At 32.7% G+C, this 22,746-nt stretch carries 24 protein-coding genes; 13 read left to right on the forward strand and 11 right to left on the reverse strand.

All coding sequences use genetic code 11. The features are described from left to right. The first annotated feature begins 1,102 nt into the window (after positions 1-1,102). The 8 genes from thrS to ABDW27_RS07245 all read left to right on the forward strand — a co-directional run bounded on the left by thrS (position 1,103) and on the right by ABDW27_RS07245 (position 7,033). Positions 1,103-3,049, forward strand: coding sequence for a threonine--tRNA ligase (thrS, locus tag ABDW27_RS07210; protein WP_343695279.1), 1,947 nt, complete (start codon positions 1,103-1,105; stop codon positions 3,047-3,049). 22 nt (positions 3,050-3,071) lie between these two features. Then, entirely contained in the window at positions 3,072-3,623 is a 552-nt protein-coding gene (infC, locus tag ABDW27_RS07215; protein ID WP_343695714.1) for a translation initiation factor IF-3, read from the forward strand. Positions 3,624-3,757: 134 nt separating this feature from the next. Further along, positions 3,758-3,955, forward strand: a complete 198-nt coding sequence (gene rpmI, locus ABDW27_RS07220) for a 50S ribosomal protein L35 (protein ID WP_007810722.1) — start codon at positions 3,758-3,760, stop codon at positions 3,953-3,955. A 101-nt stretch (positions 3,956-4,056) separates the two neighbouring features. Continuing rightward, positions 4,057-4,401, forward strand: a complete 345-nt coding sequence (gene rplT, locus ABDW27_RS07225) for a 50S ribosomal protein L20 (RefSeq protein ID WP_008464948.1) — start codon at positions 4,057-4,059, stop codon at positions 4,399-4,401. A gap of 123 nt (positions 4,402-4,524) precedes the next feature. Then, complete coding sequence (locus tag ABDW27_RS07230) at positions 4,525-5,097, forward strand: Crp/Fnr family transcriptional regulator (RefSeq protein ID WP_343695280.1); 573 nt, start codon at positions 4,525-4,527, stop codon at positions 5,095-5,097. A 79-nt stretch (positions 5,098-5,176) separates the two neighbouring features. Further along, entirely contained in the window at positions 5,177-5,611 is a 435-nt protein-coding gene (locus ABDW27_RS07235; protein WP_343695281.1) for a carboxymuconolactone decarboxylase family protein, read from the forward strand. Positions 5,612-6,004: 393 nt separating this feature from the next. Continuing rightward, a complete protein-coding gene (locus tag ABDW27_RS07240; RefSeq protein ID WP_343695282.1) occupies positions 6,005-6,172 on the forward strand; it encodes a hypothetical protein in 168 nt (55 codons plus the stop codon). 54 nt (positions 6,173-6,226) lie between these two features. Beyond that, a complete protein-coding gene (locus ABDW27_RS07245; protein ID WP_343695283.1) occupies positions 6,227-7,033 on the forward strand; it encodes an endonuclease/exonuclease/phosphatase family protein in 807 nt (268 codons plus the stop codon). A gap of 2 nt (positions 7,034-7,035) precedes the next feature. On the opposite strand, the gene ABDW27_RS07250 is transcribed toward ABDW27_RS07245, so the two are convergent. The 10 genes from ABDW27_RS07250 to tgt form a co-directional block, all read right to left on the reverse strand. Then, positions 7,036-8,295: an asparagine synthetase B gene (locus ABDW27_RS07250; protein ID WP_343695284.1), complete on the reverse strand. Its 1,260-nt coding sequence runs from the start codon at positions 8,293-8,295 to the stop codon at positions 7,036-7,038. Positions 8,296-8,639: 344 nt separating this feature from the next. Further along, positions 8,640-9,305: a response regulator transcription factor gene (locus tag ABDW27_RS07255; RefSeq protein WP_343695285.1), complete on the reverse strand. Its 666-nt coding sequence runs from the start codon at positions 9,303-9,305 to the stop codon at positions 8,640-8,642. Positions 9,306-9,415: 110 nt separating this feature from the next. Continuing rightward, complete coding sequence (locus ABDW27_RS07260; RefSeq protein WP_343695286.1) at positions 9,416-10,204, reverse strand: ATP-binding protein; 789 nt, start codon at positions 10,202-10,204, stop codon at positions 9,416-9,418. A gap of 201 nt (positions 10,205-10,405) precedes the next feature. Continuing rightward, positions 10,406-11,041: a hypothetical protein gene (locus ABDW27_RS07265; protein ID WP_343695287.1), complete on the reverse strand. Its 636-nt coding sequence runs from the start codon at positions 11,039-11,041 to the stop codon at positions 10,406-10,408. Positions 11,042-11,053: 12 nt separating this feature from the next. Next, positions 11,054-11,407: a hypothetical protein gene (locus ABDW27_RS07270; protein WP_343695288.1), complete on the reverse strand. Its 354-nt coding sequence runs from the start codon at positions 11,405-11,407 to the stop codon at positions 11,054-11,056. A gap of 181 nt (positions 11,408-11,588) precedes the next feature. Continuing rightward, the gene (dnaB, locus tag ABDW27_RS07275) at positions 11,589-13,133 is read right to left on the reverse strand and encodes a replicative DNA helicase (protein ID WP_343695289.1); all 1,545 of its coding nucleotides are present in this window, start codon (positions 13,131-13,133) and stop codon (positions 11,589-11,591) included. A 140-nt stretch (positions 13,134-13,273) separates the two neighbouring features. Beyond that, on the reverse strand, positions 13,274-14,227 hold the full coding sequence (locus tag ABDW27_RS07280) for an acetyl-CoA carboxylase carboxyltransferase subunit alpha (RefSeq protein ID WP_343695290.1): 954 nt from the start codon (positions 14,225-14,227) through the stop codon (positions 13,274-13,276). 112 nt (positions 14,228-14,339) lie between these two features. Then, on the reverse strand, positions 14,340-15,227 hold the full coding sequence (locus tag ABDW27_RS07285; protein WP_343695291.1) for a DMT family transporter: 888 nt from the start codon (positions 15,225-15,227) through the stop codon (positions 14,340-14,342). After that, complete coding sequence (locus ABDW27_RS07290) at positions 15,214-16,302, reverse strand: LptF/LptG family permease (RefSeq protein ID WP_343695292.1); 1,089 nt, start codon at positions 16,300-16,302, stop codon at positions 15,214-15,216. Before ABDW27_RS07290 ends, ABDW27_RS07285 begins: the two co-directional genes overlap by 14 nt. Before the next feature lie 87 nt (positions 16,303-16,389). After that, positions 16,390-17,520, reverse strand: coding sequence for a tRNA guanosine(34) transglycosylase Tgt (gene tgt, locus ABDW27_RS07295; protein ID WP_343695293.1), 1,131 nt, complete (start codon positions 17,518-17,520; stop codon positions 16,390-16,392). 147 nt (positions 17,521-17,667) lie between these two features. Here tgt and ABDW27_RS07300 point away from each other — a divergent pair, with 147 nt between their 5' ends. The 4 genes from ABDW27_RS07300 (at position 17,668) to ABDW27_RS07315 (ending at position 21,048) form a co-directional block, all read left to right on the forward strand. Further along, positions 17,668-18,528, forward strand: a complete 861-nt coding sequence (locus ABDW27_RS07300) for a polysaccharide deacetylase family protein (protein ID WP_343695294.1) — start codon at positions 17,668-17,670, stop codon at positions 18,526-18,528. 90 nt (positions 18,529-18,618) lie between these two features. Further along, the gene (locus ABDW27_RS07305; protein ID WP_343695295.1) at positions 18,619-18,915 is read left to right on the forward strand and encodes a hypothetical protein; all 297 of its coding nucleotides are present in this window, start codon (positions 18,619-18,621) and stop codon (positions 18,913-18,915) included. Between the two features lie 258 nt (positions 18,916-19,173). Beyond that, complete coding sequence (locus ABDW27_RS07310) at positions 19,174-20,022, forward strand: transketolase (RefSeq protein WP_343695296.1); 849 nt, start codon at positions 19,174-19,176, stop codon at positions 20,020-20,022. Positions 20,023-20,094: 72 nt separating this feature from the next. Beyond that, complete coding sequence (locus ABDW27_RS07315; RefSeq protein ID WP_343695297.1) at positions 20,095-21,048, forward strand: transketolase C-terminal domain-containing protein; 954 nt, start codon at positions 20,095-20,097, stop codon at positions 21,046-21,048. 67 nt (positions 21,049-21,115) lie between these two features. Here ABDW27_RS07315 and ABDW27_RS07320 read toward each other — a convergent pair whose 3' ends face one another. Continuing rightward, positions 21,116-22,249, reverse strand: a complete 1,134-nt coding sequence (locus ABDW27_RS07320; protein ID WP_343695298.1) for an FKBP-type peptidyl-prolyl cis-trans isomerase — start codon at positions 22,247-22,249, stop codon at positions 21,116-21,118. 79 nt (positions 22,250-22,328) lie between these two features. Here ABDW27_RS07320 and ABDW27_RS07325 point away from each other — a divergent pair, with 79 nt between their 5' ends. Next, on the forward strand, positions 22,329-22,727 hold the full coding sequence (locus ABDW27_RS07325) for an RNA-binding S4 domain-containing protein (RefSeq protein WP_343695299.1): 399 nt from the start codon (positions 22,329-22,331) through the stop codon (positions 22,725-22,727). Positions 22,728-22,746 lie beyond the last annotated feature (19 nt).

The raw sequence follows: 22,746 nt of genomic DNA on the forward strand, positions 1-22,746 counted from the left end.
TCGTATATTTTAAATATTATTATGCGATGCTCTTCTATCGGTTCTCTTCGAATCCTTACGATTCTATTACTCTTATTTTTTCTGTCCCGATCTCTCGGGACGGCTGTCAATTCAATATGTCTACGAACGTGTATTTCTTTTTGTATTTCGCTTGTTTCTCAAAGCGGGTGCAAAACTAAAACTTCTTTTTGTTTCTCGCAAGAAAAATTTAAAAAAATTTTGAAACTTTTTTTTCGTTTCCATTTTCTCATTTTTCTTTCAATCTCTCAAGGAACTTTCCGTGTTTTGCGGGGTGCAAATGTAAAAAGCATTTTCAAATCTCACAAGCTTTTCGCAATCTTTTTTTTCAGATTTTTTTCTCTGATCGATTCCGTATGCCTGTCAGTATTTCGATGAACGTTTTTCGTTTCTGCGGGTGCAAAAGTACACAACAATTCCAGTTACACAAGCCTTTTTCCCATCTTTTTTTATTCTTTTTTAATCCTTTTTCTTAACTCGCTGATAACAGCTCCTTTACAAATCAAAAATTTTTACACCCATGTAAGGGTTTTCTTTGTTTTGATAGGCTTTTGCTATTTTTAGGTCGTTTTTGATTTCCCTTTTTACAGACTTTTTAAGCTTTCATCCCCTTTTTTAAAGGATAAACAATCTTTTTAAATACACCTTCTGCCCGAAAAAACGGTTTTATCTGCCGGTTTTAGCCTTCTTTTTGCCAAATTCTTCTCTGCTCAGCCCGGTTTTATTTTGAAAATGGCATTATCTGCCACGATAACTTCCTAAATAATCCCATCTCTAACCTTAAAAATTAAAAAACGGACAATATCTTATATTACACACCTATATTAATAAGACGCATTACGGTGCGTCTCTACACAAAATGGAATTCAATTAAAATCTATACTTATATATATAAAACAAACACGGCAGGTTTTAAAAAAACTGTCGGATGGGAAATACTCATACATTAGCATATTTGTACATATATAATATGTATACAATATAGTTTTGCATATTTACCTATTATATAATAGTGTAATCTTATATTTATATATTGTATGTATTTTTGTAATCACTTATATTTGCATTCACAAAATTATAAACAATGATCAAGATTACTTTACCCGATGGGTCAATTAGAGAGTTCGCTTCGGGCGTAACTCCAATGGAGGTCGCTAAAAACATTAGCGAAGGTTTTGCAAGAAATGTTATTTCTGCATCTTTTAATGGTACAACTATTGAAACCGAGACTCCATTAACAACCGACGGTAATCTTATTTTATATACTTGGAATGATGCTGAAGGTAAAAAAGCTTTCTGGCATTCAACTTCTCACGTAATGGCTCAGGCTCTTGAAGAATTGTATCCTGGAATTAAATTAACTCTGGGACCTGCAATTGCTAATGGATTTTATTATGATGTAGATTTTGAAGATCAGAAAATTTCTGAAGCTGATTTTAAAAAGATCGAAGACCGTATTCTTGAAATTGCAAGAGGAAAGTTTGATTTTAAAATGCGTCCTGTTACTAAAGCTGAAGCTTTGGAAATGTATAAGGATAACGTTTATAAGACTGAATTAATCTCGAACCTTGAAGACGGAACAATCACTTTCTGCGATCATTCTACTTTTACTGATTTATGCCGTGGTGGACATATTCCGAATACTGGAATTATCAAAGCGGTAAAAATCATGAGTGTTGCTGGTGCTTACTGGAGAGGTGATGAAAAAAACAAACAGTTAACTCGTGTTTACGGAACTTCTTTCCCTAAACAAAAAGATTTAACTGAATATCTTGAACTTCTTGAAGAAGCAAAACGTCGTGACCACCGTAAACTTGGAAAAGAATTAGAGTTATTTGCTTTTTCACAAAAAGTGGGTCAAGGTTTACCATTATGGTTACCTAAAGGCGCTGCTCTTAGAGATCGTTTGGAGCAATTTTTAAAACGTGCTCAAAAGAAAGCAGGATACGAACAGGTTGTTAGTCCACATATTGGTCAAAAAGAACTTTATGTTACTTCTGGCCACTATGCCAAATATGGAGCAGATAGTTTCCAGCCAATAAACACTCCTGCTGAAGGCGAAGAGTTTTTATTAAAACCTATGAACTGTCCTCACCACTGCGAAATTTATAATGTAAGACCTTGGTCATATAAAGATCTACCTAAACGTTATGCCGAATTTGGTACTGTTTACAGATATGAACAATCAGGAGAATTACATGGTTTAACTCGTGTGAGAGGATTTACTCAGGATGATGCTCACATTTTCTGTACTCCGGAACAATTAGATGAAGAGTTTAAAAAAGTAATCGACCTTGTACTTTATGTATTTGGTTCTTTAGGTTTTGAAAACTTTACAGCTCAAATTTCGTTGAGAGATCAGGAAAACAGAGATAAATATATAGGTACAGATGAGAATTGGGAGAAAGCAGAAAATGCTATTATAAATGCAGCAAAAGACAAAGGTCTTAATACTGTTGTAGAATATGGCGAAGCAGCTTTCTATGGTCCAAAACTAGATTTCATGGTAAAAGATGCCTTAGGAAGACAATGGCAGTTAGGAACTATTCAGGTAGATTATAATTTACCTGAGCGTTTTGACTTGACTTATAAAGGTGCTGATAATGAATTACATCGACCAGTCATGATACACAGAGCTCCTTTTGGATCTATGGAACGTTTTATAGCAATTTTACTAGAACACACAGCAGGAAATTTCCCACTTTGGCTAATGCCTGAGCAAGCTATTATCTTGTCTTTGAGCGAGAAATACGAAAATTATGCTAAAAAAGTTTTAGATTTGCTAGAAAATCACGAAATTCGCGCCCTAATTGACAACCGAAATGAAACTATCGGTAAGAAAATTAGAGATGCAGAAATGCAGAAAATTCCATTTATGCTTATCGTTGGTGAGGAGGAAGAGAAAAACGGAACGATTTCTATTCGTCGTCACGGACAAGAAGGAAAAGGTAACATCACAGTTTCAATCGACGAATTTGCTTCGATTGTAGACGAAGAAATAAAAAAGACATTAAAAGTATTTACAGTTTAACTTAAATTAGAAAGTCATAGCAATAAAAAGTAACAGAGGTTCTCAACAACCTCGAGTAGAAAAAAAAGATGCACACAGAATAAATAATCTTATTCGTGTTCCTGAAGTACGTCTTGTAGGCGAGAACATTGAGCCTGGTGTTTTTAAAATAGCTGACGCGTTACGTTTAGCTGACCAATTTGAATTGGATCTAGTTGAAATTTCGCCAAATGCTGAACCACCGGTTTGTAAAATCATGGATTACAAGAAATTTGTTTACGAACAAAAGAAACGTGATAAAGCATTAAAGGCTAAATCATCACAGGTTGTAGTAAAAGAAATTCGTTTTGGTCCTCAAACTGATGAGCATGATTATGAATTTAAAAGAAAAAATGCTGAAAAGTTCTTAAAAGAAGGAGCTAAATTAAAAGCATTTGTTTTCTTTAAAGGACGTTCGATCATCTATAAAGATCAAGGACAGATTTTATTATTACGTCTTGCTACAGATTTAGAAGAACATGGTAAGGTTGAAGCTATGCCAGTTCTTGAAGGAAAGAGAATGATTATGTTCATTGCTCCTAAGAAAAAGAAATAATTATTTGCTATAAGCAGTAAGCTCTAAGCTTTAAGCAATTTGTTTATTTAAACTTTTGCCTAAAGCTTAAAACCTAAAGCCTAAAGCCTATAAAAGATATAAGTAAGTAAGAATAAATTAAAACACTAGGAAAAATGCCTAAAATGAAAACTAAATCTAGCGCTAAGAAACGTTTTAAAGTTACTGGCTCTGGAAAAATTAAAAGAAAGCATGCTTTTAAAAGTCACATCTTGACTAAAAAATCTAAGAAACGTAAATTAGCTTTGACACACTCAGCGCTAGTTCACTCTACAGATATGAAAAGCATTAAACAACAATTAAGAATTATCTAATAATTCTTTAGGTTAAAAAATTATTTATATAACCTTGGAGTATGGCTTTTAAGTTCCTTTGATTAAATTCAGGACGCCTGCTACAAAAACACATTAAAATTATGCCAAGATCGGTAAATTCAGTTGCTAAAAGAGCAAGAAGAAAAAAAATAATGAAGCAAGCCAAAGGTTTCTTTGGTAGACGTAAAAACGTTTGGACAGTTGCTAAGAACGCGGTAGAGAAAGCGATGAGCTACGCTTACCGTGACAGAAAACAGAATAAAAGAAATTTCCGTTCATTATGGATTCAACGTATTAACGCTGGAGCTAGATTAGAAGGAATGTCTTATTCTCAATTCATGGGGAAAGTTAAAGCTAACGGAATCGAATTGAACCGTAAAGTTCTTGCAGATTTAGCTATGAACCACCCAGAAGCTTTCAAAGCTATTCTTAACAAAGTAAAATAAAACGTTTATAAACTCAATTTAGATTTACTTACTTATCATAAAGAAACCATCCGTTAATTCGGATGGTTTTTTGTTTTTACAACAATCTGCTTTATCTTTAAATCTCTTTTAAAGAATTACAAAATGTTTACACCTCTTTTTAATCATATACAAAAATTCATAACTCTTGAACCTTCAGAAATTGATATTTTAGAATCGCACCTTAGTATTTCAAAAGTTAAAAAGAAAGAGCATTTATTACAAGAAGGCCAGGTCTGTGACACATTATATTTTATAATAAAGGGCTTTGCGAGACAATATATTATCAATTCAAAAGGAAGTGAGCAAACATTGCAATTTGCTATTGAAAATTGGTGGATAACTGATTATTTAAGCTATCATAACACTACTCCTTCTCACTTCTATATTCAAACAGTTGAAAACTGCGAATTAATAGCAATTCAAAAAAATACTTTAGAATCTTTACTAATCGAAATTCCAAAACTGGAAAGATATTTTAGAATAGTTTCTCAAAAATCTTTTGGAGCTGCACAAATGAGAATTAAATTCCTTTTTACAATGTCGGCAGAAGAACGATACAATCATTTCAAAAACCAGCAACCCGATTTTGTACAACGTGTTCCACAATATATGCTTGCCTCTTACTTAGATTTTTCTGCTGAATTCATGAGTAAAATTAGGGCCGGAAAAGTATGATTTGAATTTCTTGAAGTAGTTCAAGTTTTTAAGAGAATACATTACTGACCTTTGTAATGAACTTTTAAAACACATAAAAATGAAATCAAGAATTGTTATCCCGAACGTTGCTCCAGAAGCTTATCAGGCTTTATTAAATTTAGAAAAATACATTTCTTCTACTTCACTGACACCTACTCATAAAGAATTAATCAAAATTCGCGCTTCTCAAATTAATGGCTGCGCTTATTGTATTAATATGCATACTGCTGACGCGAGAAAATACGGAATTTCTGAACAGAGAATATATTTAATTAGTGCCTGGCGTGAAGCTGATGTTTACACTGAAGAAGAAAAAGCAATTTTGGCTTTGACTGAACAAGTTACTGTAATTGGAAATCATGTTTCTGACGAAGTGTATCAAAATGCTGCAAATTTATTTGATGAAAAATATTTAGCAGAAATTATTCTGGCTATTATAACAATTAACTCTTGGAATAGACTAGCAATTACAACCGGACTTAGAGCTGTTTAATTTATTTATAAGGATAAATTTCACAACATTTTTAAAATTTGAAACCCTCCTGCAAGAGGGTTTCTTTGCATTTACTTGTAAATGAGCCACAACAATATTGAAAATTAAGCATTTCACAAAAACAGGTATTTATACTCTTTTGTAGGAATTTAGATTTTTTAATTTTGACCTGGTATATGACAGAAGAAAGATTTTTTGTATTATCTCTCTTCTTATAATTGAATTGAAGTTTCAAAATGTATACAACAGAATTACTTTAATATCAAAAATTACGGAATATCGTAAAATTATATTGCTGGCTCGATTTATGTTTGTTTAAAATCAAAACTCATTGATATAACCTAAATATAAATTCGACTTAATAGCAAAAATTAATACAATCCAGAATAAAATATGAAAACTATTATCCTCTCTCTTTTTCTTTCTTTAAGCTTTGCCTTTGTATCTGAAAAAGCAGGATGGTTTGAGATAGACTGGAAATTTATACTAATTCCAGCCCTTCTTGTTTTACAAATTATATTTATTGGAAAAGCTTTAAAAAACAGATATAAAAAGCATTAAATATTTTTGCGCCAAAAAATATCGAATTCTTATATTTGAATTTTTAAAGGCCTTATGAAAATTCTAATTAGTTACGTTCTCTTACTACTTTTACCCTTTCAATCTTTTGCTCAGACAAAGGTTATTTCCTGGAATTTGAAAAATTTTGGAAAATCAAAATCTCAGCCAGCTTTAAACTTTATCGCTAATACGGTTAAAGATTATGATATTATTGCTGTTCAAGAAGTTGTTGCCGGATATGGCGGTGCACAAACAGTTGCAAAACTTGCCGATTTATTAAATGAAAAAGGATCAAAATGGAATTATTCCATAAGCGATCCTACCAGCGGGAGCAGCTATAAAAGAGAACGCTATGCTTTTATTTGGAAATCTAACAAAGTAAAATTAAAAGGAAATCCCTGGCTTGAAAAAAAGTATAATTTAGAGATTGATCGTGAGCCTTACTTTGGAACTTTTGAAATTGATAAAAAAACATTTACTCTTGTCAATTTTCACGCTATTACCAAAAGCAAACAGCCTGAAACTGAAATAAAGTATTTCAAATTTCTTCCTCAGGAATACCCAAATCTAAACTTGGTTTTTTTAGGTGATTTTAATTGTCCAGAATCACATACTGTTTTTAATCCGTTAAAGAAAATGGCTTTTGTTCCTATATTTCAAAAACAAAAAACAACTTTGAAAAAAGAATGTAGAGAAAACAATTGTCTTGCTTCTGAGTTTGACAATGTTTTTTATAATTCTAATAAAATAAAAACCGTCAATTCGGGTGTAATTTTATTTTACAAGAAATTTGACTCGCTCGAAGAAGCCAGTAAAATATCTGACCATATTCCTATCTGGGCAGAAATCTTTGTGAATTAATCTTATGTTTTAAGCTTTTTCTTTTTGGCTGCAGGAAACAAAACATTATTTAAAATCAATCGATATCCCGGAGAATTAGGATGCAAGTCTAAAACTGTAGGCGGGTCTCCTACCTGATGTTGGAAGTCTTCCGGGTCATGACCTCCAAAAAAAGTAAACATACCTTTTCCTTTTTCGCCATGAATATACCTTGCTTCGCCATTAAGCTCACAAGTTCCCATTACAAGAACATTTGATTTTACTAAAGTTTCATTAAAAGAGGTTGTTTGTCCCATAAATCCTTTTACTAATTGTGTGTGATTTTGGCACAACATACTTGGAATTGGATCCCATTTTGCTGAAAATTCCATTAAAGTAAAATAATCTTTTTCCATTGGAATTCTTCTTTTAGTTGTCATATCAATATCAGAAAACTCATAAACCTCCGGTCTTCTTTCTAAAATAAAATCTTTAAAGGCAAATGAATTAGAATAATCCAATTTTGACTGATAATTAGACTCACTTGGATCACCATCAAACATGGTTTCACAAATATCAACTCCATCTGCAGCGAGTGCAATATCAAAACTATCAGTTGCTGAGCACATGGCAAACATAAATCCGCCACCAATAACAAAGTCGCGAATCTTTTTTGCAACTGCACCCTTTTCCTGAGAAACTTTTGAATAGCCAAGTTTAACTGCTAAAGCTTCGGCATCCTTTTTTTGGTCGATGTACCAAGGTGTATTTTTATAAGCTGCATAAAATTTTCCGTATTGTCCGGTGAAATCTTCGTGATGAAGGTGAAGCCAGTCGTATAGTAATAACTGATCACTTAAAACTTCTTCATCATAAATAGGTGTAAAAGGAATTTCGGCATAAGTTAAAACTAAAGTAACTGCATCATCCCAAGGTTGTTTCCCTTTTGGTGTATATACTGCAATTTTTGGTGCTTTTTCAAGGATAACAGATTCCATATTTTGCGACGGACTCGAAATATCATTTAAAATCGAAGCTTCTTCACTATCTGATAATATTTCAAAACTTACACCTCGAATTTTACATTCTTTACGAATTTCATCTGCATCTGGTAATAAAAAAGAGCCTCCACGATAATTTAAAAGCCAGCTTGCTTTATAATCTCTGCTTAAACACCAATAGGTTATTCCGTATGCTTTTAAATGATTTTGCTGCGTTGTTTCATCCATTGGAAGTAAAATAAATGAAGCTTTAGCATTTAAAGACAATAACAAAATAATGATATACACCAAACTCTTTTTCATGAAAAAAATATTTTAGTAAAGATATAAAGGAAGTGCCCAAAAATACAACAGAAGTACTTGTTTTATGAAGAGAGAAAACTGTTAATTAACAAGAAGAATAAATTTTGAAAAGATTGAAATTATATAAAAAACAGGTAAAAACACGTAAAAATTGAAAACATTTTCTGTATAAATTTGGATTCCAAAATTGACCCAAATCATTTGATCAAAAAACAAAACCATGAATTATAATCAAAACAACCAAGAAAAAGGATTTAGTATAATACAAAAAATAGGTATTGGCGTACTCGTTTTTACAATAATTGTTTATTACGTTTTATCGATTCAATTTCTAACAAGTTAACTTACAAAGTTAAAACGGCGATTTCGTTTTGAATTGCATAAACAACTAAACCAGCTATATTTCTTGATTCTGTTTTAAGTAATAAATTGTTTCTGTGGCCCTCTACAGTTCTAGGACTTAAAAAAAGATGCTCAGCAATTTCTGTAGTTGTTTTTTGCTGACAGATAAGCTGTAAAATTTCGATCTCTCGGGGTGACAGAAAACTGGTTTCAAGGTTGCCTTTAGAATTTTTTGAAGAAACGATGGTATCCTGAATTGTTTTTAGAACATTTTCATTGTAAAAAAAACCTTTTCTGTTTACTTCGTTAATTGTTCTAATTAAATCTTTTGGAGTTGTATTCTTAATTAAATAAGCTACTGCTCCAACCTGAATCATATTGGCAATAAAAGATTTTGTGTCGTAACTGGTCAGGGCAATTATTTTTATGTCAGGAAAAGATTTCCGGATAATTTTTGTTGCTTCGACGCCGTTTAAAACCGGCATTTTCAAATCCATAATAATAATGTCGGGCTTAACGTCATTATTATGCAATTTGTTCACAAGCTCTTCACCGTTTGAAGCTTCAAAAAGAATCTCGATATTCTCTTCTCTCTGCAATAAAAAAGCTATTCCTTTACGAAATAAAACTTCGTCATCGACTAAAGCGATTTTAATAACGGCATTCATTTTATTTGTTTTTGGTTGTTTGGTTTTTCGAAATTACAAAATATGAATTAATAATAACTAAATCTCTTAGTTTTATTAATACTTTAGAATGATTATTTTTTGATTTTATCTTAAAAAGTAAAAATTACTGTAATTCCTTTATTGATTTCTGAATCAAATTTTATGGTTCCGTTTAAAAAAGAAATTCGGCTTTCAATGTTTTTCATTCCAAGTCCTTTTTGGTTTTCTAAGTTTTTACTGTTAAAACCAATTCCGTTGTCTTCATAATAACAGGTTCCAACTCCGTTATTGTTTTTAAAAGCAATCCAAATTTCTGTTGCTTTTCCGTGGCGGAGTGAATTATTCATTAATTCCTGTAAAATTCTAAAAATATGAAGATGTCGATCGATATTATCATCAAAATCAATTTCGTTTTTATAATGCGTTTTAACTGATTTACTGCTTTCAAATTCTTCACATAATTCTTCAACTCCGGCATTTAGTCCAAATTTTTCAAAAACAGGAGGCAATAAATTATGCGCAATTTTTCTTGAGTTTTCAAGAGCTTTTGCTGTTAAGTTAATTATGTTTCCGGTAATTTCAGTCGTTTCTGCTTCTGTTAAATTGGGTGCAGATAGTAAATGTGTGTTTAAAGAAACAATATTAAGTTTCGAACTAATATCATCATGTAAATCCTGAGCAATACGTTTTCGTTCTTCTTCTTGTGTAATAATTATGGCGTGAAGCTGTTCTTTTTGATACTGTAATATCAAATCTTTTTTTTCCAGTTCTTTTTGAATTATTTTTTTTCGTGAAAAATAGAAGAATATTATTAATGCAACCGCTACAATTATAAAGAAAAGCGATATGTATAATATTATCGCAACGAGTTCTTTTTCTGGTATTGAATGGGTATTCATGTTTTTATCTTGAGTTAGAAAATGCTTTTGAATGTTAAAATCAAATATATCTTATTTAATTTGAATGTAATTAGTTAGACAAAAAATAATTATAAAATAAAATCCCTATCAGTTTATATTCTGATAGGGATTTTTGATTTAAGCAGAAAGAATGCTGAAACTCTTTAGCATTCGTCATCCTATTTTTTTTTTGCAAATTACTTATTCATTTAATATTGTCATTTTAAAAAAACTTCTTTTCCATTCGTACATAATCAATAAGTGGTAAATTATAAATAAAAATGCGTTTAGCTTCCATGAGAGATATTTCAAATTTTCACTCAATGTTAATGTCAGATTTCCAACCAAATACAAAATTGTAGAACCTAGCATAAAAAGAATCACAGCTATTGTAACATAATAATATGTTTTACTTTCTGTAAGCATATTATAAAAATGTAATAACGCAAAAACCACAATCATTAGAGAAGTAACGGTAATCTCAAATAAATTAAATTTAAAAAACAGCTGTGGTTCAACACAAAACTGAATTCCTAAAATTAACAGCGTAATAATAAGCCCCCACTTTACAATTTGCTTTTGATTTTTCAATTTCAAAATAGAATGATAAAACAACCCTAAAAAAAGCATTTGTCCTATAACAAATATGTTTACCAGAAATAAATTACTCAGATGCAAAGAGTAAACCAGTTCCATTGAAAACTGCATTACAAAAGAAAAAGCCAGGTAGGAAACAAAAAAAACATTAGCTTTTTCCTTTCGGAAAAAGCTAAATGCATATAATATTAGATTGATTAATAATATTAAATAACCTAAATATATTAAAAAATCATCCATTGTTTTTTAAAATCAATATGGAGGACTTGGTCTTGTACCATCGTAAACAACGTCCTCAGCAGCTTCGGCTGATTTGTTTTGCTGCGATGATGTTCCGTAAACATCTACATATTTGCCAGTTGCTTTATCATATTTTGCCCCAACAAAAAGTAATGTTTTCTCATTTTGGTCATTGATACCAATGTAAGCACGAACGGCTTCGGTATCAAGCTGCAAAACTTTTTCTAAAGTTTCTCTAGGGATTAAATACGATTTTACCTTACTCTTGCTGTCCTCAATTGTAGAATCGTCCTCGTATCTTTTTTCCCATTCCTGGGCAGTAGATAAAGGCACTTGAATAGGTCCTGGGAATCCTCCTTCACTCATAGTTTTTTAAATTTTGATTAGTTAATAATTTTTAATATTTGTTTATGGTTTAGCTAAGCTACCGAATTAATTTTTATATAAGAAATATTATTTTGTGAAATTATGAGTAGAATTTGATCAAAAAAAAATCTTTACAAGCATTAAACTTATAAAGATTTCTTTTCTAGGTTTTTATTTAAAATTAGAACGGTACATCGCTATCATCATCGTCATCATTTAAATTGCTTCCGAAAGCTTCATTTGCCGATGGAAGATTTTTAGTGATAAACGGATTATCGTCGTGATTCATTTTTGAAGGCAAATCATCGTATCCTCCACTAAAATCTTCAAGGTTATCAAACTTACCTAAATGTCCTAAGAATTTTAAACGAATGTTGTCAAGTCCACCGTTACGGTGTTTAGCCACAATAAATTCTGCCTGACCTGCTGTCGATGATTGTTCATCATCATCCCATTCTTCAATTTTATAATATTCAGGACGGTAAATAAACGATACAATATCGGCATCCTGCTCAATAGCTCCAGATTCACGAAGATCCGATAGCAGAGGACGCTTGCTTGATCCACGGGTTTCAACGGCACGCGATAACTGAGAAAGTGCAATTACCGGAACGTTTAACTCTTTTGCCAATGCTTTTAAGTTTCGGGAAATTGTCGAAATCTCCTGCTCACGATTTCCTCCTCCTTTTGCATTACCTCCCGCTGTCATTAACTGCAAGTAATCGATAATGATTAATTTAATTCCGTGCTGCGAAGCTAAACGACGACATTTTGCACGTAAATCGAAAATAGAAAGCGAAGGTGTATCATCAATAAACAGAGGTGCTTTTTCTAAATCTTTTACTTTAGTACTCAGCTGTTCCCATTCATGTTTTTCCAGTTTTCCCGTTCTTAATTTTTCAGAAGACAATCCTGTTTCTGAAGAAATAAGCCTCGTAATTAGCTGAACAGAAGCCATCTCAAGTGAGAAAACTGCTACCGCATGTCCAAACTGAATACTAATATTTCTTGCCATCGAAAGTACGAAAGCCGTTTTTCCCATACCCGGACGTGCCGCGATAATAATTAAATCCGACGGCTGCCATCCAGAAGTTAACTGATCTAATTTTTCAAAACCAGTTGCAATACCACTCAAACCTTCTTTACCTGCAATTTCTTCAATACGTTTCTTTGCCTGTAATACTAAACTTTGAGCTGTTTCAGAACTACGTTTAATATTTCCCTGCGTTACTTCATACAATTTCGATTCGGCTTTGTCCAACAAATCAAATACATCTGTAGTTTCATCATACGATTCTTCGATAATCTCAGAAGATATTCTAATTAAACTTCTTTGAATAAATTTTTGAAGAATAATACGCGAGTGAAATTCGATGTGTGCCGAAGAAGCAATTTTTTGCGTAAGCTGAATTAAGTAAAAATCTCCTCCTGCTAATTCTAACTTTCCGTTTTTCTTTAACTGAGATGATACTGTCAATAAATCTATTGGCTGTGTCTCGGTAAAAAGCTGCAAAATTGCTTCAAAAATATGTTTGTGTGCGTCTTTGTAAAAAGCATCCGGCTGCAAAATATCAATTACATCATCTACCCCCTTTTTATCAATCATCATTGCACCAAGTACAGCCTCCTCAAGGTCAAGAACCTGTGGAGGAAGTTTTCCTTTTTCGAGATTAATAATAGTGGTTTTATCTACCTTTACAGGGTTTACATTTTTGAAATTTTCCATATAGCGAAAGTAACAAAATTTGAAAAATTTTTGTTAGCGAGTTATAACTATTCTGTTGTTTATAAATACTTTATTTTGTTGATAACCAAAAAAAAATCCGAAACCGCAGGGCTTCGGATTTTTAATCATTTTATATGAATTTACTCTTTATACTCGCCCATATTGCTGTATTTGTCCATTCTTTGGGCAATTAGCTCGGCTGTTGATAAGTCTTTTAATTCATTATATCCTTTGGTAATATATTCTGCCACTGTTTTAAAAGTAGTTTCGCGGTCATAGTGCGCTCCACCTAGTGGTTCAGGAATAACATCATCAACTAATTTTTGTTTTTTCATATCAGATGAAGTCAATTTTAAAGCTTCGGCAGCACGTTCTTTGTACTCCCAGCTTTTCCATAAAATTGAAGAACATGATTCTGGAGAAATTACAGAATACCAAGTATTCTCTAACATATATACTCGGTCTCCAACACCTATTCCTAAAGCTCCTCCCGAAGCACCTTCACCTACAATAATCGTGATAATTGGCACTTGTAAACGAACCATTTCAAAAATATTTCTTGCAATAGCTTCACCTTGTCCTCTTTCTTCAGCTTCAAGTCCTGGGTATGCACCCGGAGTGTCTACTAAAGTTAAAACCGGAATACCAAATTTCTCTGCCATTTTCATTAAACGCAAAGCTTTACGGTATCCTTCTGGGTTCGCCATACCAAAATTACGGTATTGACGTGTTTTTGTATTAAAACCTTTTTGCTGACCTACAATCATAAACGACTGACCGTTTATTTTTCCAAGTCCCCCAACCATTGCTTTATCATCTTTAAAACCTCTGTCTCCATGAAGTTCTAAGAAAGTATCACCGCAAATTGCTTTGATATAATCTAAAGTATAAGGTCTGTTTGGGTGTCTTGATAATTGTACACGCTGCCAGGCTGTAAGATTTTTATATATTTCTTTCTTAGTTTGTTCTAATTTCTTGTTGATTTCTTTACAAGTTGGCGTAACATCAACATCAGATTCTTTTCCAATTATAACACACTTTTCTAACTGTTCTTCAAGTTCTTTTATTGGAAGCTCAAAATCTAAATATTCCATGGATTTTTGAATTTTGTTTTTAAATCGAACCGCAAATATAAAAATATTATACTATTCGTATTATTATTTCGTCTTTAAAATGAAAAAAAGCAATTTAAAAATAAGGTAAATACTACACTTTGTTTTTATTTTGATAATGTTTAAAAACACCATTCAAAATAACAGTAATGACAATTATAACAGCTCCGATATAAAATTCTACACTCATTTTCTCTTTACCGCCAAGAATAAAATAAGCCAAAAGAATTCCGTAAACAGGCTCTAAATTAGTGGTTAACATTACGGTATACGGAGTTAATCTCCGCATAACTTTTACTGATGCCGTAAATGCATAAGCTGTACAAACAGAAGCTAAAATCAATAATAAAACCCAATTGTTTATTGACATAACAAAAAAATCAGCATTGAATTTCCCTACCACTAAAAAGTAAATAGATATAAAGAAAACTCCTGCCCCAAATTCGTAAAATGTAATAACTGAAGGCTCGTGATCTGAGATTAATTTTCCATTCATCAATGTGAATAAAACCCCCAGAATAATTGAGATCAAAGCGTAATATACGCCTGTAAGATATTTTATTTCAACCTGTAATATCAATCCTAATCCAGCAATGATAACTAATCCGAAGAAAACTTCGTACCACAAAATTTTTCTTCCGTAAAAAAGTGGTTCGAGCAGAGAAGCGAAAAATGCTCCAAGCGAAAAAATCGACAGTGTTATAGAAACATTAGACACATGAATTGCCTTAAAAAAGAAAATCCAGTGCATGGCTATTAATAATCCAACAAAAATTAATTTGGCAAATGATTGTGCCGAAATAGAAAAAGACTGTTTTTTAAACAATATAAATCCTCCAAGAAATAGACCGGCAATAAGCATTCTAAACCAAACCAAATTCTCGGCATCAATTGTAATTAAAGCACCAAGAATGGCAGTAAATCCCCAAATAAAAACAATTAAATGAAGGTTTAAGTAACTTTTTAAATTATCGTTTCGCATTACGTAGTAAATAAACTGCTAAAATACCAAAAACAATATTTGGAAACCAAACAGCTAATAAAGGTGAGAAAGTAGATTTTTCGGCAAGAGTACCAAATATTTTATCAAAAAACACAAATGAAAATGCAATTGCGATTCCGATGGCAAGGTTCATTCCCATACCACCTCGACGTTTCATTGAAGAAACCGATACTGCAATGATTGTTAAGATAAAAGCAGAAACCGGAATACTATATTTTTTATAAAGAACTACCAGATAAGTATTGATATTTCCTGATCCTCTTTTTCTTTCTTTTTCAATAAAATCATATAATTTACCTAATGTCAATGTTTCAGCGATATATACAACTGGTGTTAAATCGGCCAGCTCAAACTTAAACTTTACGCTTTTTTCCGGCGATTTTTCGATTACATCATTCAATTCACCAAGTGTTCTTTTTGTATAGTCATACAAAACATACGTTTTTAACTTTGGGTCCCACTTGATACGGCTTGCTGTAATTTTATACGTAAGTTTATCTTTTTCAAAATGTTCCAATGAAAAATTGAATGCTGTTTTTGATTCTTCATTAAAACTGTTTACAAAAATAAAATCGTGATCATTAATTTGTCTGTAAACATTGGTGTTCTCGCCCCGCATGAGCTGCTTTCCATTTCCTTTTAAATAGGTGTACCTAAAATTGTTATACCCTTCGCTGGCAGCCGGAACTATAAAAAATCCCATCAGCAAAACAAAGACTGAAACGATAGATGCTCCAATAATATAAGGACGTAAAAAACGTGTAAATGAAATTCCTGAACTCAAAATGGCAATAATCTCAGTATTATTAGCCAGCTTTGAAGTAAACCATATTACCGATAAAAACAGGAATATCGGAAATAAAGAATTGATAAAATAAATTGTAAAATTGTAATAATAGAATGCAATGTCTAAAAACGGAATTTTGTTTTCGAGCATTTTATTTACTTTTTCAGAAACGTCAATTACGATTCCGATTGGTGCAAACAAAAGCAGCATCACAGAAAAAGTTCCGAGATATCTTTTTAAGATGTATTTATCTATTATTGACAGCATATAGTTTTTTTGTTTTTATTGTTTCAGGTTTCAGGTTTCAAGTTCTCTACAGAACCTGAAACCTGAAACCTGAAACTTGAAACTTTTTTAAAGTCTTTGACTCATATTTTTAACCATCATTTCTTTCCATGGTCTAAAATCGCCTGCTAAGATATGTTTTCTAGCCTCACGAACCAACCACATATAGAAACCAAGATTATGAATAGTTGCAATTTGTTTTCCTAAGTATTCATTAGCTGCAAACAAATGACGTAAATATGCTTTTGTATATTCTGTATCAACAAATGTATGCCCCATTTCATCGATTGGAGAAAAATCAGCTTCCCATTTTTTGTTTTTGATATTGATTGTTCCATTTGCTGTAAACAGCATTCCGTTCCTTGCGTTACGGGTTGGCATAACGCAGTCGAACATATCAATTCCTAATGCAATATTTTCTAATATATTTATAGGAGTCCCTACTCCCATTAAGTAACGAGGTTTATCTTCCGGAAGAATTTCGCAGACAACTTCTGTCATGACATACATCTCTTCTGCTGGTTCACCAACTGAAAGTCCACCAATTGCATTTCCCTGCTGACCTGCATTTGCAATATATTCAGCAGACTGGCGGCGTAAATCTTTGTAAGTACTTCCCTGAACAATCGGGAAAAACGTTTGTTCGTAACCGTATTTATAAGGAACTTTTTCCAGGTGATTAATGCATCGGTCTAACCAGCGGTGTGTCATATGCATAGATCTCTGTGCATATCTGTAATCGCAAGGATAAGGCGTGCATTCGTCAAATGCCATAATGATATCAGCACCAATTGTACGCTGAATTTCCATTACATTTTCTGGAGTAAAAACATGGTAAGAACCATCAATGTGCGATTTGAACTTTACTCCTTCTTCTTTAATTTTTCTGTTTGAAGAAAGAGAATACACCTGATATCCTCCAGAATCAGTCAAAATATTACGATCCCAATTCATGAATTTATGCAATCCTCCGGCTTTTTCAAGAATTTCTGTCTGCGGACGTAAATATAAATGATAAGTATTTCCAAGAATAATATCCGGATTAATATCGTCTTTTAATTCACGCTGATGCACTCCTTTTACAGAAGCTACTGTTCCAACAGGCATAAAAATAGGCGTTTCAATTACGCCGTGATCTGTAGTTATACTTCCCGCTCTCGCTTTAGACTGCGGATCTTTTTGTAATAAATCGAACTTCATTTGTTTCTTTTTTCAGTCGGCAAAGATAAGCTAATTTCAGGGAAATTTAAGTAATTAGATAATTTGTAAATTATAAAATTGAGTTAATTCAAAAACAATATAAACCCAAACTCCGGAAATTTTTAAATTTGAATAAAATCAATTAAAATGAATCTAGCCCAAAAACTTGGATATCCTGAAAACACCAAACTTTTAATTATTCACGCCGATGATGCCGGATTATCACATTCTGAAAATCAGGCAACTATAAAAGCGCTTCAAAATGGCTCTGTGAATTCATATAGTATAATGGTGCCGTGTCCGTGGTTCTATGAAATGGCTGTTTTTGCTAAAAACAATACCAATTATGACTGCGGAATACATTTGACTTTAACCTGTGAATGGGAAAATTATAAATTCGGACCTGTTCTTCCAGTTTCTGAAGTTCCAAGTCTAGTCGATCAAAACGGTTATTTTTATAAAACAAGAAAAGATTTTAAAGACAATGCAAAGCTTTCTGAAATAAAAAAAGAACTTACAGCTCAAATTGAAAAAGCATTACAATTTGGCATTAAACCAACACATCTCGACTCGCACATGTGCAGTGTTGGCGTAACTCCTGAAATTTTGGAGATTTACAAAGACCTTGGAAAAACATATAATTTACCTGTTTTCATTAATAAGGCTTTTGTAGAATCTATAAGCTTATCTGAAGAAAAATATAATTTTGAAGATATTCTTTTGGCAGACAATCTTTTAATTGGATATTATGATGATTTCGAAAAAGGGAAACTTAGAGAATCTTACGAAAAAGCTTTAGACAATATTCATTCTGGTTTTAATGTTTTTCTGCTTCATCCGGCTTTTGATGATTTTGAAATGCAGGGCATTACAATAAACCATCCCAATTTTGGCTCAGCATGGCGTCAGATTGATTTTGATTTTTTTACAGGTGATGAATGCAAAGCAAAACTAAAAGAAAATGGAATCCAGTTAATTACCTGGAAAGAAATTGGCGCGATTAGATAATGTGAATACTGCAATATCCCGATTCCAAAAATGTAACAAACAAAAACCTTTGATTTCCTAATTTTATAAAACACTTAAAATATTGAAATCATGATAAACTCAGAAAATAAAAACACAGCAAAAGAAGATCAAATTGAAAGAAATCTGGAAGATTTAAATTATCCGCCAAATGAAGACATTTACAGTCAGGAAGATGAATTAGATATTGATGCTGAAGATATTTCTAATGACAGAACTATCAATCAAAACAATCACGAATGGAAGCAAAACAGTGACAAACTTGGCGCTGATCTGGATGTTCCGGGTTCAGAACTTGATGACGATCAGGAAGAACTAGGTTCAGAAGACGAAGAAAATAATTTCTACAGCGAGGGCGATACCAACTAAAAAGTCAAACCTAACAAATTTCTACTACCACTTTTTTTGCCACAGATTACACAGATTCAATTGATTTTTAAAATCATTACAATCTGTGTAATCTGTGGCAAATTTTTATATACAATTATTAATTTCTTGTATTTTCATGAAATCTGATAAAAAAAGAGCAAAAAAATTTAACAATTGAAACAAACTAAAGCAGAAAATGATTTGTCTCCCCGCAAAATAACCTTTACTTTTGCTCCAGTTTAAACTTTTACATATAAAATGAAGCCTAACACACAACAATTAAGCGATTTAACTATCCAAGTTAGAAGAGATATTCTTCGAATGGTACATGCTGTCAACTCAGGTCACCCAGGTGGTTCTTTAGGTTGTACTGAATTTTTGGTTACCTTATACCAAAACATTATGGACCGCAAAGAAGGTTTTGATATGAACGGAATTGGAGAAGATTTATTCTTTCTTTCAAACGGACACATCTCTCCTGTATTCTATAGCGTTTTAGCAAGAAGCGGTTATTTTCCGGTTTCAGAATTGGCTACTTTCAGATTATTAGATTCTCGTTTACAAGGACATCCAACAACTCATGAAGGTTTACCTGGGGTTCGTATTGCGTCTGGTTCGTTAGGGCAAGGTTTATCTGTAGCTCTTGGAGCAGCGCAAGCTAAAAAATTAAACAAAGACAATCATATCGTTTATAGTTTACACGGAGACGGAGAATTACAAGAAGGTCAAAACTGGGAAGCTATCATGTATGCTTCTGCTAAAAAAGTAGACAACATTATTGCAACTGTCGATCTTAACGGTAAACAAATTGACGGAACAACAGATGAAGTTCTGCCAATGGGAAGCATCCGCGCTAAGTTTGAAGCTTTTGGATGGGATGTTTTAGATATTGAAGAAGGAAACAGTATTGACGCTATTCTTGCTGGTTTAACTGATGCTAAATCTAGAACAGGAAAAGGAAAACCAGTTTGTATTTTATTACATACAGAAATGGGTAATGGAGTTGATTTCATGATGCACACACATGCTTGGCATGGTAAAGCACCAAACAACGACCAGCTGGCAGCTGCTTTAGCTCAAAACGTTTCAACTTTAGCCGATTATTAAAAAGCTTTAAGCAGTAAGCATTAAGCTTTAAGCCTATTGCCTACAGCCTATTGCGTATAGCAAAAAATAAAAATGAAAAAATACGAAAATACAGGAAGCAAAGATACTCGTTCTGGTTTTGGAGCGGGAATGACTGAACTAGGTCAAAAAAACGAAAATGTTGTGGCATTATGTGCCGACTTAATTGGATCATTAAAATTTGATGATTTCAAGAAAAATCACCCAGAGCGTTTTTTCCAAATTGGAATTGCAGAAGCTAACATGATTGGTATCGCTGCAGGTTTAACAATTGGAGGAAAAATTCCATTTACAGGAACTTTCGCTAACTTCTCAACAGGAAGAGTTTACGATCAAATTCGTCAATCTGTTGCTTACTCAGATAAAAATGTAAAAATCTGTGCTTCTCACGCTGGTTTAACTTTAGGAGAAGATGGTGCAACTCACCAGATCTTAGAAGATATCGGATTAATGAAAATGTTACCGGGAATGACTGTAATCAATACTTGTGATTACAACCAGACTAAAGCCGCTACTATTGCATTGGCAGATCACCACGGTCCAGCTTATTTACGTTTCGGACGTCCAGTTGTACCTAACTTTACTCCTGCTGAAGAACCATTCGTGATTGGAAAGGCGATTTTATTAAATGAAGGAACTGATGTAACAATCGTTGCAACAGGTCACTTAGTTTGGGAAGCTCTTATCGCTGCTGAAGCTTTAGAAGCAAAAGGAATTTCCGCTGAAGTTATCAATATTCATACAATCAAACCTCTTGACGAAGAAGCTATCTTAAAATCTGTTGCAAAAACTAAATGTGTTGTAACTGCTGAAGAGCACAACTACCTTGGAGGTCTTGGAGAAAGTGTTTCAGGAGTATTAGCATTAAACAATCCAGCTCCACAAGAATTTGTTGCTGTAAAAGATAGTTTTGGTGAATCTGGAACTCCTGAGCAATTGATGGAAAAATACAAATTAAACAATCAGGCGATTGTTGAAGCTGTAGAAAGAGTAATCAAAAGAAAGTAATTTAATTTTCTTAAGCATAAAAAAAACCTCGAAGAAATTCGAGGTTTTTTTGTATCTAAACTTATCATTATTGTTTTTGATAAGGATATGATTTATCTAAATGAATTCTTAATCTTCCAGCTGCTGTATAATCTGCAGGTAAAAAACTTCTAGGATTAACTATAGACTCTGGTTGTCCTTCGGTTTTAAGAGGTCCTGTTGGTCTTCTCGGAATTCCTCTTGGCTCAGTCTCGTCAGTATTTGGCGTATTCGGATTATCTGCAACCGGATCCCAAGGATAATAAGTACTTACTCCATTAAATACTCCATCTACCCATCCCACTTGATTCGTAGGTTTTGTAACCTCGTAATAAGTAGAGAATCCGTCTCCATCATCATCTGTATCTACATAATCAGGTATACCATCTTTATCTGTATCATCTGCCACCATAGTCGCAGGAGGAGTTGGATATCTTGCTGTATCTCTAAAATCGTAAATATAACCATCTCTGTTTAAATCTTCATCAATATCCAAAACACCATCACCATCGTGATCTAATCTTTGCAGATCAAATAATTTAAAACTAAATACCAAAGGAGAATAGGCAGGAATATTATCGATACCATTGCCATAATAACCAAGTCCGGAAGGTAAGAACATAACACCCGCTCCATAATCTTTGTAAGTTATTGTCCCATCAGGAGATGCAGCATTTGCAGTTCCTGTTTTAAATTGAGGGAAAATTTCACCCCATCCATCTATTACAGATTGAGAAGAATACATATATAATTCAAAACTTCTGGATACACTATAAGAAGAATCAAACACAGTTCCATTTAATAAGCTTCCTGTATAAGCAACATTAACTCTGTCTGTATTTAATGGAGATAATCCAACTCCTTTGTTTAGAGTTAAATAATATACTTTATAAGTAACATCGTGATTATAAACCTCTCTTGTTTGCAAAGGATATGTCGTTTGATCCATGATAGAAACCTGCGATCCTCCAGCTGGAATTTTTTCAATTACAATATCAAAATCAGCTGAAACTGATTTTATATAATTCGTTTTTAAATATTTAACAATAGAGTCATTATCTGCTGCATACTGCTCCTTATAATCTCTCAAAGGAACTGTTTCCGGATCGTCATTGTCTTTATTACAAGAAACTATAGCAATACTTGCAAGTAATAAAATAAAGTAATATTTAAATTTATTCATTATTGTTAATTTTTTAGGTGCGCAAGATACAATATTGATTTATTTTTGTAAAGAATTTAACTTCGATTTTAGAAAAATTATGAGAATAGATAAATACCTATGGTGCGTGCGATATTATAAGACCAGAAACATGGTAACTGAAGCCTGCAAAAAGAACCAGGTTACTGTAAATGGGCAGGTTGCAAAACCATCAAAAGAGGTTTTTCCTACTGATCGAATTACCTTTAGAAAAGATCAGATTACACAAATTATAACGGTGTTGGATATTCCGGAAAATCGTGTTGGCGCTAAACTTGTCGATATATACCGCAAAAACGAAACGCCGCCTGAAGCTTATGCACATTTAGAAATGCTAAAACTTTCAAAAGAACATTATCGTAAAAGCGGAGCCGGAAGACCTACTAAAAAAGACCGAAGAGACATTGATGATTACGGAAGCGATTTTATCGACGACGAAGAACACGAAGATGAAATTTAAAATCAAAAAATCTGAATTC

It is taken from the genome of Flavobacterium sp. (assembly GCF_039595935.1).
Classification (GTDB): Bacteria; Bacteroidota; Bacteroidia; order Flavobacteriales; family Flavobacteriaceae; genus Flavobacterium.

Coding starts and splice junctions, on each gene's coding strand:
- ABDW27_RS07265 (WP_343695287.1), bottom strand. CDS start 11,041: ATGGATGATTTTTTAATATATTTAGGTTATTTAATATTATTAATCAAT.
- ABDW27_RS07315 (WP_343695297.1), top strand. CDS start 20,095: ATGAAAAAATACGAAAATACAGGAAGCAAAGATACTCGTTCTGGTTTT.
- ABDW27_RS07245 (WP_343695283.1), top strand. CDS start 6,227: ATGAAAATTCTAATTAGTTACGTTCTCTTACTACTTTTACCCTTTCAA.
- ABDW27_RS07240 (WP_343695282.1), top strand. CDS start 6,005: ATGAAAACTATTATCCTCTCTCTTTTTCTTTCTTTAAGCTTTGCCTTT.
- ABDW27_RS07235 (WP_343695281.1), top strand. CDS start 5,177: ATGAAATCAAGAATTGTTATCCCGAACGTTGCTCCAGAAGCTTATCAG.
- ABDW27_RS07255 (WP_343695285.1), bottom strand. CDS start 9,305: ATGAATGCCGTTATTAAAATCGCTTTAGTCGATGACGAAGTTTTATTT.
- ABDW27_RS07270 (WP_343695288.1), bottom strand. CDS start 11,407: ATGAGTGAAGGAGGATTCCCAGGACCTATTCAAGTGCCTTTATCTACT.
- ABDW27_RS07325 (WP_343695299.1), top strand. CDS start 22,329: ATGAGAATAGATAAATACCTATGGTGCGTGCGATATTATAAGACCAGA.
- ABDW27_RS07305 (WP_343695295.1), top strand. CDS start 18,619: ATGATAAACTCAGAAAATAAAAACACAGCAAAAGAAGATCAAATTGAA.
- ABDW27_RS07310 (WP_343695296.1), top strand. CDS start 19,174: ATGAAGCCTAACACACAACAATTAAGCGATTTAACTATCCAAGTTAGA.
- thrS (WP_343695279.1), top strand. CDS start 1,103: ATGATCAAGATTACTTTACCCGATGGGTCAATTAGAGAGTTCGCTTCG.
- ABDW27_RS07230 (WP_343695280.1), top strand. CDS start 4,525: ATGTTTACACCTCTTTTTAATCATATACAAAAATTCATAACTCTTGAA.
- ABDW27_RS07320 (WP_343695298.1), bottom strand. CDS start 22,249: ATGAATAAATTTAAATATTACTTTATTTTATTACTTGCAAGTATTGCT.
- ABDW27_RS07285 (WP_343695291.1), bottom strand. CDS start 15,227: ATGCGAAACGATAATTTAAAAAGTTACTTAAACCTTCATTTAATTGTT.
- dnaB (WP_343695289.1), bottom strand. CDS start 13,133: ATGGAAAATTTCAAAAATGTAAACCCTGTAAAGGTAGATAAAACCACT.
- ABDW27_RS07300 (WP_343695294.1), top strand. CDS start 17,668: ATGAATCTAGCCCAAAAACTTGGATATCCTGAAAACACCAAACTTTTA.
- rpmI (WP_007810722.1), top strand. CDS start 3,758: ATGCCTAAAATGAAAACTAAATCTAGCGCTAAGAAACGTTTTAAAGTT.
- rplT (WP_008464948.1), top strand. CDS start 4,057: ATGCCAAGATCGGTAAATTCAGTTGCTAAAAGAGCAAGAAGAAAAAAA.
- ABDW27_RS07280 (WP_343695290.1), bottom strand. CDS start 14,227: ATGGAATATTTAGATTTTGAGCTTCCAATAAAAGAACTTGAAGAACAG.
- ABDW27_RS07250 (WP_343695284.1), bottom strand. CDS start 8,295: ATGAAAAAGAGTTTGGTGTATATCATTATTTTGTTATTGTCTTTAAAT.
- tgt (WP_343695293.1), bottom strand. CDS start 17,520: ATGAAGTTCGATTTATTACAAAAAGATCCGCAGTCTAAAGCGAGAGCG.
- ABDW27_RS07290 (WP_343695292.1), bottom strand. CDS start 16,302: ATGCTGTCAATAATAGATAAATACATCTTAAAAAGATATCTCGGAACT.
- ABDW27_RS07260 (WP_343695286.1), bottom strand. CDS start 10,204: ATGAATACCCATTCAATACCAGAAAAAGAACTCGTTGCGATAATATTA.